Source organism: Corallococcus terminator (genome assembly GCF_003611635.1).
GTDB classification, from domain to species: Bacteria; Myxococcota; Myxococcia; order Myxococcales; family Myxococcaceae; genus Corallococcus; species Corallococcus terminator.
This window is the reverse complement of the sequence record NZ_RAVZ01000302.1, coordinates 1-12,479: the sequence shown is the minus strand read 5'-3', so window position 1 is coordinate 12,479 and position 12,479 is coordinate 1. Positions and strand designations below refer to the sequence as shown.

The following is a 12,479-nucleotide window of genomic DNA, read 5'->3' as shown; positions in this document are numbered from 1 at the left end:
GGTGGCCCCCGCTCCCGGCCCCTTGCGCGACGAGGCCCTGAGGTTGCTCGCGCAGCCTTCGGTGCGAGGGACGGCCTGGAGCCGGCTGGGGCCCGAGGTGGTGCCCGTGCTCGCGGCGCTCACGGAGGATCCCAGCGTCCCCGATGCGCAACGGATGCGGGCCGTGACGGCGCTGTCCCTGGTGGAAGCCCCCCAGGCAGGGCCGACCCTCCAGGCGATGATGGAGGATCCGCAGCGGCCCGCGGACGTCCGCACCCGGGCCGCCGCGGCGCTCGGTCAATGCCTGGGGTTCGAGGCCGTCACCGCGCTGCGGGCGCGGCTGGAGGACCAGGATGTGCGGATTCGCGCGGCGGTGGCCCAGGCGCTCGGCCGGCTGGGCGGCCAACAGGTGCGGGAGGCGCTGGAGGAACGGCTCCCTCGGGAGGAGGTGCCCCAGGTGCGCGAGGCCCTCCAGCAGGGGCTCACACTGGCCGAACCCTGAAGCCCCCTCCCGGGCGGCTCGCTCGGGGCTCGCGTCGGGCGGGGCCTTCCGTTAGATGAGGGGCCATGCGCCCCACCGTCCTCCTTTTCGACATCGATGGCACCCTCGTCACCACTGGTGGCGCGGGGCGTCGCTCCATGGCCCTGGCCTTCGAACGCCTCCACCAGCGCCGCGACGCGTGCGACGGCTTCAGCATGTCCGGGATGACGGACCGGGCCATCGTCCGCATGGGACTGGGAATCATTGGCGTGCCCGTCACCGAGGAGACCATCAGCGCGGTCGTCGACGCGTATGTCGCCCACCTGGCCGAGGAGGTCCCCAAGGTCGACGAGCGCGAATACCGCCTGCACCCCGGCATGCGCGAGGCCGTGTTGGAGGCGCGCTCACGGTCGGGCTTCGCCGTGGGGCTGGGCACCGGCAACGTGCGCGCGGGCGCCCGGGTGAAGCTGGAGCGCGTTCGCATCCATGATCAGTTCGCCTTTGGCGGCTTCGGGTGCGACTTCGAGGACCGCGTCGCGCTCATCCGGCATGGCGCCCAGGCCGGAGCGGCGCAACTGGGCCACCCCCTGGAGGCATGCCGGGTGGTGATCATCGGCGACACGCCCAAGGACGTCGCGGCCGCCAAGGGCATTGGCGCGCAGACGATTGGCGTCGGCACGGGTAACTTCACGCCCCAGGCGCTGCGCGACGCTGGCGCCGAATGGGCCTTCGCGGATTTCTCCGCCCCCGAAGCCATGGAGGCCCTGCTCGTCGGACGGTGAAGGTGTGCTATCTCCGCCGCCCCTCCGAGGAGTCCACGCATGTCGTCCACGCTCGAATCCTATGAGCTGATCCGCTTCGCCGAGGCCTTCGAGGCCCGACTCGCCACGGCGGAGGAGATGGTCGTCGGCAGGCCGGGGCTGGAGGCCGAGAAGCAGTGGCTCGCCTCCGCGCTGGAGCGGCTGCGCGAGGCCCGGGAGCCGGCGGGCAGATTGCTCGAACAGGTGAAGGACCTGCCCGAACTCGATGAGGCCCGCGAGGAGTTCTCGTTCGATCAGCAGGGCCGGTGGGTGGATGCACTGGAGAAGCTGCACGCCGGCATCACCTTCACCGCCAGCAGCCGCGCCCCGGTCATCGAGGCCCTCTTCCCCCACATCAAGTTCCCGCAGCTCCGGCGGGCCCCCCTCGAGCTGGTGAACGAGTACGCGTCGTCCTACGAGCGCCGGTTCAAGAGTTCCTACGTCACCCGCATCTTCTCCCGCGACGACTTCGCGATGGTCCGCCCCGTCGTAGAGCTGGTGGCTACGACGTTCGCCGCGTGGAACGCGAGCCTGTCCCCTACCCCTCTGCCTCCAGACGAAGAGGCCGCGCTCCGCGAGGCCCTGGTGTCGCTGGGACGGCGACTGGACGTCGCGTTGCGGCAGGGACGGTTGCTCGCCGAGGCCGCGCTCGTCCCCGTTCCGGGAGTCTTCGAGGCCGCGGGCCTCACCCTCAAGCCCCGGAAGCGCGCGGGTCGTTCGCTCGCCCTCTCCGCCGAGGACGGGTTTGATCCGTACGGGGACGACGTGGACTCCGCGCAGGAAGACGCGCTCGACGGTCCGGAGGATGAGGCGCCCGTCGATGACGACCCGGCGGCGGATGGCGAGGGTGCCGCGGATCCCCAGGCGGATGCGTCCGAGGAGGAGGGCACGGTCGAGGCCGCTCCCCTTCCTCCGGCGAATCGCAAGGGGCGGCGGGCCTCCGCCCCCGTGGCCTCCGAGGAGGTGGCTCCCGTTTCCGAGAGTGGCGAGGATGCACTCCCCGCCGCGGAGGCTTCCGCTCCGGACTCCGAGGCGGCTCCGGTCGAGGTGCGTCCTCGGCGGGGTCGGCCCCCGAAGAATCCGGTGCCTCCCGCCGCCCAGGCGGAGGCTGCTCCGGTACCGGAGCAGGAGACTTCCGGAGCACCACCGGAGGCCGTTCGTCCCCGCCGCCGCAAGAAGACCGACCCGTCCGAGACAGGGACGCCCTGAAACCCGCCGTGCGGTGAGTGCCCCGCCGTGAAGAGGAACCCGGACATGGCGGACGTCGCCCTCCCTATCGATATCCTCCTGCCCGACATCGTCTCCACGCTCCGGAGCTCGCGGTCGCTCGTGCTGGAAGCACCTCCCGGCGCGGGCAAGACGACGCGCGTTCCCCGGGCGCTCCTGGAGGCCGGCCTGGGTCAGGGGAAGGAGATCGTCGTCCTCCAGCCCCGACGGCTGCCCACCCGGCTCGCCGCGCAACGCGTGTCCGAGGAGATTGGCGAGCGCGTGGGCGAGACCGTGGGCTACCAGGTCCGCTTCGAGGACGTGCGCGGACCGAAGACCCGCATGTCCTTCGTCACCGAGGGCGTGCTCGGACGACGGCTGCTGACAGACCCCACCCTGCGCGACGTGGGCATCGTCGTGCTCGACGAGTTCCACGAGCGGCACCTGTCCGCGGACATCTCGCTCGCGCTGTTGCGCAGGCTCCAGGAGACCGCACGGCCCGACCTCAAGCTCGTCGTGATGTCCGCCACCCTGGAGGCGGAGCCCGTCCGCGCGTACCTGGGCGGTGCGCCTTCGCTGCGCTCCGAGGGCCGCCGCTTCGACGTGAGCGTCGAATACCTCTCCGCTCCGGACGAGCGGCACCTGGATCAACAGGTGCTCTCCGCGCTCAAGCGCCTGTTCACCCAGGGCGTCGACGGTGACGTGCTCGTGTTCCTTCCCGGCGCGGGGGAGATCCGCCGTGCACGCGACACCTGTGCGGAGTTCGCCGAACGCCACGACGCCGACGTGCTCCCGCTGCACGGCGACCTGTCCCCCGCCGAGCAGGATCGCGCCGTGCGCCGCAGCTCCCGCCGGAAGATCATCCTGTCCACCAACGTCGCGGAGACCTCCGTCACCATCGACGGCGTCGCGGTCGTCATCGACAGCGGCCTGGCGCGCGTGGCGTCCCACTCGCCCTGGTCCGGACTGCCGCAGCTCAAGCTGGGCAAGGTGAGCCGGGCCTCCGCCACCCAGCGCGCAGGCCGCGCGGGCCGCACGCGCGCGGGCCACTGCGTGCGCCTCTACACCCAGCACGACTTCGACGGACGGCCCGATCAGGAAGCCCCGGAGATCCGCCGCACCGACCTGGCGGAGACCGTGCTGTCGCTGCGCGCCTCGGGCGTGAAGGACCTCGCGGCGTTCCCGTTCTTCGAAGCGCCCCCCGCGCCCGCCATGGAGGCCGCGGAGACGCTGCTGCGCCGGCTGGGCGCCGTGGATGCCCAGGGCAAGGTGACGGACGTGGGCCAGCGGCTCTTGCGCTTCCCCGTCCACCCCCGGCAGGCCCGCGTCATCGTCGAGGGGGAACGCCGGGGCGTCGGCGCCGATGCCGCGCTGCTCGCCGCGCTCATGGGCGAACGGGACATCCGCCGCGAGGCCCGCGCCAATCTGGGTGGCGGAGGTCGTGCGGCAGCCATCGTCAGCGGCCCTTCCGACCTCCTGGAGCTGCTGGAGCGCTTCCGCGAGGCCGGACGTTCGGGCTTCTCCTCCGGCCGCCTGCAGTCGCTCTCTCTGGACGCCGGCGCGGTGCAGTCCGTGGAGCGCGTGCAGAAGCAGCTCCGGCGCAATGTGCGGGAGCAGGGCTCGCGACCCGGCCGTCCCGAGGACGTGGAGCAGGCCCTGATGCTCAGCGTGCTCGCGGGCTACCCGGACCGCGTGGCGCGCAGGCGGCGGCCCCGCTCCCCTGAGCTGCTCATGTTCGGCGGCGGCACCACCAGCCTTTCCGAATTCAGCGTCGTCCAGGACGCGGAGTTGATGGTCGCCGTGGATGCCGAGGAGCGTCCCGGCCGCGGCGCCGTCGTGCGGCTCGCCAGCGCGGTGGAGGCCGAGTGGCTGTTGGACCTCTACCCCGACGCCCTGGAAGAGGTGGACACCCTCCAGTGGAACCCGGATGCGCGCCGCGTGGAGCGCCTCACCCGGCTGGCGTACGGCAACCTCATGTTGGAGGAGACGCGCACCCCCGCCCCTCCCTCCGAGGCGGCCGCGCGCGTGCTGGCCGAGGCGGCGCTCGCCGCGGGTCCGGAGCGCTTCGCGGAACCCGAGGCGCTGGAGCAGTGGCGCACCCGCGTGGCGCTGCTCGCCAAGGCCTTCCCCGAAGCGGGCTTTCCCGCCGTGGATGCCACCTTCCTGCGCGATGCCCTGGCCTCCCTGTGCGTGGGCGCGCGCAGCTTCTCCGACCTGGAGGGTGTGTCGCTGCTGGACGCGCTCTACACGCGCCTCACGCAGGAGCAGCAACGCCTGCTGGCGAACCACGCCCCCGAGCGCGTCACCCTGCCCGGCGGGCGCGGCGTGAAGGTGCACTACGAGCCGGGCAAGCCGCCCTGGGTGGAGTCACGGCTGCAGGATTTCTTCGGACTGGCCCAGGGCCCCAGCGTGGGCGCGGGCCGCGTGCCGCTGGTGCTGCACCTGCTGGCCCCCAACATGCGCGCTGTCCAGGTGACGACCGACCTGGCGGGTTTCTGGGAGCGGCACTACCCGGCGATCCGCAAGGAGCTGTGCCGCAAGTACCCCCGGCACTCGTGGCCGGAGGATCCGCGCCACGCCGAACCGCCCGCGCCCCGTCCTCCGAGGCGCTGAAGCGCACCGCACGGCGGCTACAGCCGCTTGTGCATCTCCAGGTGGTCGATGCCGGCCTCGTCGAAGACGGCGCCCACCGGCTGGTAGCCGTGCTTCTTGTAGAAGTCGAGCGCGTAGAGCTGGGCGTGCAGCATGATGCCGTGCACGTTGCGGCGACGCGCCTCATCCTCCAGCGTCGTCAGCAGCAACGAACCCACGCGCGACTTGCGGTGCGCCTGGAGCACCGCCATGCGGCCAATCTGCCCCCACGTCCCCGTCTGTCCCGCGGGCGGCTCCGGCAGCTTCACCAGCCGACCGGTGCCGATGGCGTGCCCGCCCTGGTAGGCGAGCACGTGGTACGCCTGCGCGTCCTCTGCGTCGCGCTCGATGCCTTCGGGAACGTGCTGTTCCTCGATGAACACCACCTCGCGGATGGCGAGGGCTTGGAAGAGCTCCGCCTCGTCCTTGATCTGGGCGATGGTGACGGGTGCCGGGGTGGTCTCGGGAGGCGTCGGCATATCGCTGGGCAAGGTACACAAAAGGCCGCGCCACCGACAGGCGGAAAAAGACGCGGCCCCGTGAGAAGTCCCCTCCGGAGGACAAGGCCGACTCCGGCCCGGCACGCCTCCCGCGCGGTCGCTCCGTCCCCTGCCCCCTGGAGGCAGCGCTGAAAGTCACGGAAGCCCCGCCGCATCGGGTCCTCCGGTTGCAATACCTGACGCGTCGGATGGCCCCTCCCACGGTTTCACGCGGAGCATGTGCCGACGCGCTCGGGGGAGGATCGCTCCGGGGCGGGCATGGTAGGGTCAGGCCGATGCGTTCTCGAGCCCTCCTCGCCCTGTCCCTGAGCCTGCTGTCGTCTCCCGCTCTCGCCCAGAAGGAGTTCTTCTTCGGAACGGGTGAGCCGCCCGTGTTCCGCGAAGCGGACATGGACAAGCGCTTCCTCCGTTCGCGCGTGTACCAGGCCCTCACCAACGGCACGTCCGACCCGGGCTGCGCCCAACTGGTGGGCGCGCTGCTCACCGTCGTGGGCGAATCCGCTCCGTTCCTGCACAAGCGCGATGAGAACTTCTTCGTGGATCCGGCGCTGCTCCAGACCGTGAACACGCAGCTGTCCACGCCGCGCTTCCCGGCCAGCATGTTCCTGGTGTCGATGATGCGCCGGGTGCTCATCGACAAGAAGCTGCCGGCGGAGTGGCTGCAGACGGCGGTGGCGCTCGCGCCGTACTACCCGCCGCTCGACGTGGGCAAGCTGCGCTTCGCCGCGGACGGCGTGAAGCCCGTGGACAGCTTCTTCTTCACGCTGCCCGCCATGCTCGAGCGCTACGACGTGGAGGTCCTCAAGGCCAACACCACCGCCGCCAGCGTGGCGGACGCGAAGTTCCGCGACGACTACCTCGACAAGGAAGTGGGCTTCGGAGGCCTGGAGTTCGTCGACGCGAAGCTGGAGAAGCCCAAGAAGAAGAAGGGCCGCAATGCCCCGCCTCCTGAGCCGCCCGCGCTCGTGGCCCGGCTCGTCTACTACCTGCCGGATCCCGCCCAGGACGGCATGCTCAGCGGACTGACCTACGGCAAGCCGAAGCTGCGCCCCGCGGTGACCATCACGGCGCGGCTGAAGGATGCGCAGTACATGGACCTGGCGACGCTGCCGAAGGGCACCCGGGTGCTGCTGCGCGGACGCTTCTGGGAGTACCGCAAGGCGCTCAAGGAGCTGGAGGTGCGCGACGCGCTCCTCTTCCAGGACCGCGACTGGACCCAGAACGCCGCGCTGGCGGATCCCGCCGCCGTGGCGGCCTGCCCGCTCGCGTTCAACGACCTGACGGGCACCGCGCCCGTCCAGCCGGGCGGCTTCGGCGGCAAGCGCTGACACGCCGTCCCGCGCCCCGCACGCCCATCCCGGAGGCGAACGCCTCCGGGGCGCAGCCTTGAAGTCCCGCCCCTCTTGAAGGGGCCGCCCGTCACGGTGGCACGACCGCTGCTGATGCCCGCGCATTCCCTACGCGCGAGGCACGCCATGAAGGTCGAAGGTCCCGATGCCCCTTCCGGACACGAAAAGGTCCCCCCGGAGAAGGAGGCGTTCCAGCAGGTCCTCCAGCAGACTCCCGGACGCGGTGGCTCCCGGGGACGTCCCGAACCCCGGCCCGGAACGGTTCCCGTGGGGGGACCTCCGAAATCGTTGGGCTCCCGTCCCACCGTCCCCCCTGGCGCCATGGGCCTGACAGCGCGGGCACCATCCGGAGTGCCAGGGGTCCGGGCCTCGGCGGCCGTCATCGCCACCGCGCACCGCGCGCTCGGAAGTCCTGAGACGCTCCGCCAGGTCCGGCAGGGCATGCACGTGGAGACGCAGCGACTGGGCACCGTGCGCCAGGAGGCCCAGGCCGAGGGCCGGAAGCAGGCGCACCACCGGGCCTCGGAGCTGATCGCCCGCGAACTGGATCGCACGTTTCGCGCTGAACCCCGGCCGGCCACGCCCCCCGCATCGACGCCCGCGCGGACACGTGAGGACGGCGGCACTGGAAGCCCCCTCCGGACGTCGTCGGCCGAAAGCCGGAGCGTGGCGGCCGGGTCTCCTGAAGGCGCTGGCCCGTCCGACTCACCCGTCGCACAAGTGGAGTCCACGCTGGCCCTCATCGAGAAGATCGAGGTCTTCGTGAAGTCACAGCGGCCGGCGCTGGCCTTGAGCCTGCGCGGTTCGATGGAGGCCACCGTGGAGGTCGAGCGCACCGGCCCACGCGAGGTGGCGCTGCGCATCCAGGGACGCCACGGGCCCGTGCCCACGGAGGACGTGACGCGGCTTCGCGACGCGCTGCAGGCCCGGGGCCTACGACTCAGCGTCCTGCGGGCGGAGTGAGCCGGATGCGCGTCGCCACCGGGTGCCACGAATGACGAAGGCCCTCACGCCATGGGGCGCAAGGGCCTTCACCTGCACGGGCGCACACGAGCGGCGCGGCGCCCTACTTCTTCGTGCCACCCTCAAGGCTCAACTGAGCGCGCTTGCCCTGCTTCTCCTTGAAATCCTCGGCCTCGGGCAGGGGCGCCTTCTTCTCCGCGATGTTGGGCCACTTGCCGGAGAGGTCCGCGTTGAGTGCCTGGTACTCCTTCCACTGGGCCGGCAGCTCGCTCTCGGGGAAGATCGCCTTGGTCGGGCAGACGGGCTCGCAGGCACCACAGTCGATGCACTCGTCCGGGTGGATCACGAGGAAGTTCTCACCCTCGTAGAAGCAGTTGACCGGGCACACCTCGACACAGTCGGTGTACTTGCACTTGATGCAAGGGTCGGCGACGACGTAAGCCATTTAAATCTCCTCTGTGCGGAATTCCGCGCGTCCGTGGCCGCGCACAGTAGATGGTTGCGACCGGGGTGGCACCCTGAATTTAGGGCTCTTCCCGGCCACTTTCCCCTGTCAGCCCAGCAAGCCCTGCGCTCGCAGCAACTCCGCCACGAGGATGGCGCCCTTCGCGGCACCAAACTTCGTGTTGTGGGAGACGAGCACGTACTTGAAGCCGTTCTCCAGGACACCATCCTCGCGGATACGGCCCACCGTGGTGGCCATGCCGCCGTGGGTGTCCCGGTCCATGCGGGGCTGGGGACGGAACGGGTCATCCAGCACCTCGATCCACCGGGGCGGAGCAGACGGCAGGTTGCTCGCCACCTCGGCGCCCTTCCACTCACGCATCGCCTGGGCGACCTCCGCCACGGTGGCCTTCTTGCTGAGCGACACGAAGACGGACTCGGTGTGGCCCTCCAGGACGGCGACGCGGGTGCAGGTGCAGGAGACGCGCACGTCGTGCGGGGTGAGCGCCGCGCCCGCGGCGTCCAGCGAGCCGAGGATCTTCTTCGTCTCGACCTCGACCTTGTGCTCCTCCTTGGGAATGTAGGGCACGACGTTGTCGAGGATGTCCAGACCGATGACGCCGGGCGAACGGCCGGCGCCGGACATGGCCTGGAGGCTGGTCATCAGCACCGCCTTCACGCCGAAGCGCTCGGCCAGAGGGGCCAGCGTCACGGCGAGGCCGGTGGTGGTGCAGTTGGGGATGGGGACGATGAAGCCCTTCCAACCGCGCTGCTTGCGCTGCGCCTGGATGAGCGGCGCGTGGGCCGCGTTGATGGGCGGGATGAGCAGCGGCACGTCATCGTCGTAGCGGAAGGCGCTCGCGGCGGAAAACACCGGGATGTCGCGGGCGAGCCGGGGCTCCAGCTCGCGCGCCACGTCCGCCTCCACGGCGGAGAAGGCGATGTCGTAGTCCTTCGCCTGCACCGCGTCGCCGCTGATGACCGTCATCCGGGCGATGGCTTCCGGCAGCGGCTCCGGGACGAACCAGGCCTGCATTCCGTTGGAGGCACGCAGGGCATCTCCGTAGGATTTTCCGGCGGAACGGGGCGACGCGGCGAGCCCGGTCAGCTCGATGAACGGGTGGTCCTTCAGGGCAGCGATGAACTGCTGGCCCGCGAGTCCGGTGGCGCCAATGAGTACGGCGCGAAGCTTGGCCATCGTGGAGGTTCTCCGGTGGGGGCGGCAGGCCGCTCCTTACACCCTTTCACGACGCGCCGCATCCACCGCTCAGCGGTGGGCGTGGGACTGGGCGCGCACGTGGCGTTCGGTGGGATAGCCCCCCGTCACCCAGGCGTGGAGCCCGCCGGTGAGACACACGGCGTTGCGCCCCCGCAGTCTCAGCACGCGGCAGATGCGGCGGATGTCGGCGCAGTCCTGGGTGGTGCCACACAGGACGATGAGCTCGTCGTCCGGCAGCATCGCCAGGTCACGGATGATCTCCGAGGCCGTCATGCGCAGCGCACCAGGGATGTGGATCTCAAACCGCTCCCAGTCCATCGCGTCCCGACAATCCAGGACGAGCACATCCTCGTCCCCCAGACGCATGAACAGCTCATCGCAAATGATGGTGGGCTCCACCGGGGCCTCCCCGAGACGTCATGTTCCTTCGAACATGAACCAAGGAGGTTTTTCCCCTCTTCCCGCCCGCCTGCCCGCCTGCTGCCTGGGACAAGCCGGGAGGCCCTCGCTTCAGAGCCCGAGCTGTTTGGCGATGATCTCGTTCATCACCTCGCTCGTGCCGCCGCCAATGGGACCGAGCCGCGCGTCGCGCCAGTGACGCTGGATGTCGTACTCCATCATGTAGCCGGCGCCCCCGTGGAGCTGGAGGCACTCGTCGGCCACGCGGCAGCACGTCTCCGTGGCCACCTTCTTGGCCATGGAGGTCTGCGCGACGGCGTACTCGCCCGCCACGTGCAGGCGCAGCGCGTGGTAGGTGAGCTGACGCGCGCTCTCTCGGGCGGTGTACAGCTCCGCCAGCTTGTGGCGGATGACCTGGAACTGCCCCAGCGTCTGGCCGAAGGCACGGCGCTCCTTCACGTGCGCCAGCACCGTCTCCAGCATGTCGTCCATGGCGCCCACCGCGCCCAGGGCGAGCGACAGGCGCTCCCACTGGAAGTTGCCCATGATCTGCGAGAAGCCCTGCCCCTCCACCCCCAGCAGGTTCTCCGCCGGCACGCGGCAGTCCTCGAAGAACAGCTCCGCCGTGTCCGACGCGCGCCAGCCCACCTTCTGGAGCTTCCGCCCCACGCCGAAGCCCGGCATGCCGCGCTCGACGACGAGCATGGACAGCCCCTTGTGACCCCGCTCGGGGTCGGTCTTCACCGCCAGCACCACGAAGTCCGCCCGCACCCCGTTGGTGATGTACGTCTTGGAGCCGTTGACGACGTAGTGGTCACCCTCGCGGCGGGCCGTGGTGCGCAGGCCGGCCACGTCCGAGCCGGCGTCCGGTTCGGTGATGCCCAGGGCGCCAATCTTCTCCCCCTGGATGGCCGGGGCCAGCCAGCGCTGCTTCTGGGCCTCCGTGCCGAACAGGTGCAGCGGCCCCGTGGCGATGGTGAACTGCGCCCCCAGCCCGGCGGCCACGCCCCCGGAGCCACACCGGCCCAGTTCCTCCAGGAGCACCGCTTCGTAGAGTTCGCCCGCGGCCGTGCCCCCTTGGGCCTCCGGGTACTTCAACCCCAGGAAGCCCAGCTCGCCGAAGCGGCGGAAGAGCTCCCGGGGAAACTCCTCCCGCTCCTCCCACGCGTTCGCGAACGGGCGCAGCTCCTTGTCCACCACCGCCCGGACCGTGCGACGGAAGGCTTCGTGCTCCTCCAGGAACACTCCATGGCCATGCAGCATCGTGTGCCGTCTCCTTGGAATTCCGAGCCACGGGCCCGGGGGCCTGACGCCCCGCGCCGCATGCTAGCGGGACGAGAAGCGGGGCTGGATGCTGTTGCTTCCTTGACCGCATCGCACGGGGCTGCGTATAAACCCGGCCCCAACTGCTTCCGGCGCCATAGCCAAGTGGTAAGGCAAAGGTCTGCAAAACCTTCATTCCCCGGTTCGAATCCGGGTGGCGCCTCTCAAGACAAAGGCCCGATGCGGAAGCAGCTTCCGCATCGGGCCTTCTGTTTTTTCCAGCCGGGAAGGCGCTGGGAGCCCGGCCTAGCAGCCCAGCTCCACCGCGCCAATGTCCGGGGCCGCGCCGCAGAAGGGCTGGCCCACGTCCAGGCCCTTGTCCTGGGCGGAGGGCGACGGGGCGAAGACGTCCGACACCGTCACGTCCCCGCCGTTGGAGGTGGCATCCCCGATGGCGGCCTTGAAGGCGTCCAGGGCCACGAGTTGCCCGTTGTGCTTGAACTGGGCCCCCGCCGGATAGAGGTTGGAGCCCATCTGGAGGCCCGGGGCCTGGCCGCCCACGTCCACGGCGATGGGCGAATCCACGAGGTTGTTCTCCACGCGGAGCGACTCGGTGGGGCCGCCGGTGCCGTGGCCCAGGATGATGGCGGACTTCGCGCGGGTGATGGTGTTGTTGGCCACCACCGTGCCCTGGGAGTTCTCCAGGCGGATGGCCGTGCCTTCACCGCCACCCGCGTCGGTGATGTCGTGCAGGCGGTTGCGGCGCAGGACGACGGACGTGGGCACGGGGCCCTCGTGGTTGCCGCCCACGGCGATGCCCTTGGAGGCGTCGTACAGCTCGTTGTCCTCCACCAGCACGTTCTTCGCCGAGTAGTGGATGACGAGCGCTTCGCCCTTGGCCGTGGACGACTGCACGAAGCGGTGCATCCGGTTGTTGCGGATGGTGACGTCGTGGCACGTCTTGATGTCCACGGCGTTCTCCCGGTTGCCGAACAGGTGGTTGTTCTCCACCAGGACGCCCGTGGCGGGCGGCAGCGTGCTGAAGCCCTCGGGCCCCAGGCACTGCACGGAGTCACCGGAGTTGTCGTGGATGTCGTTGTTGCGCACCGTCACGTCGTAGGACGCCGGCTGCACGACGATGCCGTGCGAGTCCTGGTTGCCGGTGGTCCGCACGAAGTCGTGGATGTTGTTGTTCTCGATGGTGGCGCCGCGGGCGTTGTTGAACGTCGTGATGCCCGCCCCACC

At 70.4% G+C, this 12,479-nt stretch carries 12 protein-coding genes and 1 tRNA gene; 7 read left to right on the top strand and 6 right to left on the bottom strand.

Annotation, left to right across the window (positions count from 1 at the left end):
* The 4 genes from D7V88_RS32115 to hrpB all read left to right on the top strand — a co-directional run.
* The coding region (locus D7V88_RS32115; protein WP_158625202.1) for a HEAT repeat domain-containing protein at positions 1–481 on the top strand (481 nt) is incomplete at its 5' end.
* A 65-nt stretch (positions 482–546) separates the two neighbouring features.
* Positions 547–1,242 carry an HAD family hydrolase gene (locus D7V88_RS32110; RefSeq protein ID WP_120544433.1) on the top strand — a complete coding sequence of 232 codons (696 nt, stop codon included), beginning with the start codon at positions 547–549 and terminating at the stop codon, positions 1,240–1,242.
* Positions 1,243–1,281: 39 nt separating this feature from the next.
* Positions 1,282–2,469 (top strand): hypothetical protein, encoded by a 1,188-nt coding sequence (locus D7V88_RS32105; protein WP_120544432.1) that lies wholly within the window; start codon positions 1,282–1,284, stop codon positions 2,467–2,469.
* Positions 2,470–2,514: 45 nt separating this feature from the next.
* Entirely contained in the window at positions 2,515–5,079 is a 2,565-nt protein-coding gene (gene hrpB / locus D7V88_RS32100; protein ID WP_120544431.1) for an ATP-dependent helicase HrpB, read from the top strand.
* Between the two features lie 17 nt (positions 5,080–5,096).
* On the opposite strand, the gene D7V88_RS32095 is transcribed toward hrpB, so the two are convergent.
* Complete coding sequence (locus D7V88_RS32095; protein ID WP_120544430.1) at positions 5,097–5,576, bottom strand: GNAT family N-acetyltransferase; 480 nt, start codon at positions 5,574–5,576, stop codon at positions 5,097–5,099.
* Between the two features lie 296 nt (positions 5,577–5,872).
* Between D7V88_RS32095 and D7V88_RS32090 the strand changes: the two genes are divergently transcribed.
* Entirely contained in the window at positions 5,873–6,925 is a 1,053-nt protein-coding gene (locus D7V88_RS32090) for a hypothetical protein (protein ID WP_120544429.1), read from the top strand.
* 342 nt (positions 6,926–7,267) lie between these two features.
* Positions 7,268–7,909: a hypothetical protein gene (locus tag D7V88_RS32085; RefSeq protein ID WP_244238511.1), complete on the top strand. Its 642-nt coding sequence runs from the start codon at positions 7,268–7,270 to the stop codon at positions 7,907–7,909.
* Positions 7,910–8,012: 103 nt separating this feature from the next.
* On the opposite strand, the gene fdxA is transcribed toward D7V88_RS32085, so the two are convergent.
* From fdxA to D7V88_RS32065, 4 genes are all read right to left on the bottom strand, one after another.
* Complete coding sequence (gene fdxA, locus D7V88_RS32080) at positions 8,013–8,354, bottom strand: ferredoxin FdxA (RefSeq protein WP_120544427.1); 342 nt, start codon at positions 8,352–8,354, stop codon at positions 8,013–8,015.
* A gap of 108 nt (positions 8,355–8,462) precedes the next feature.
* Positions 8,463–9,551, bottom strand: a complete 1,089-nt coding sequence (gene asd, locus D7V88_RS32075; protein ID WP_120544426.1) for an aspartate-semialdehyde dehydrogenase — start codon at positions 9,549–9,551, stop codon at positions 8,463–8,465.
* Positions 9,552–9,620: 69 nt separating this feature from the next.
* The gene (locus D7V88_RS32070; RefSeq protein WP_120544425.1) at positions 9,621–9,971 is read right to left on the bottom strand and encodes a rhodanese-like domain-containing protein; all 351 of its coding nucleotides are present in this window, start codon (positions 9,969–9,971) and stop codon (positions 9,621–9,623) included.
* A gap of 111 nt (positions 9,972–10,082) precedes the next feature.
* The gene (locus tag D7V88_RS32065; RefSeq protein ID WP_120544424.1) at positions 10,083–11,234 is read right to left on the bottom strand and encodes an acyl-CoA dehydrogenase family protein; all 1,152 of its coding nucleotides are present in this window, start codon (positions 11,232–11,234) and stop codon (positions 10,083–10,085) included.
* Between the two features lie 151 nt (positions 11,235–11,385).
* Here D7V88_RS32065 and D7V88_RS32060 point away from each other — a divergent pair.
* Positions 11,386–11,457, top strand: a tRNA-Cys gene (locus D7V88_RS32060).
* Positions 11,458–11,540: 83 nt separating this feature from the next.
* Here D7V88_RS32060 and D7V88_RS32055 read toward each other — a convergent pair.
* The coding region (locus D7V88_RS32055) for a right-handed parallel beta-helix repeat-containing protein (RefSeq protein ID WP_208726601.1) at positions 11,541–12,479 on the bottom strand (939 nt) is incomplete at its 5' end.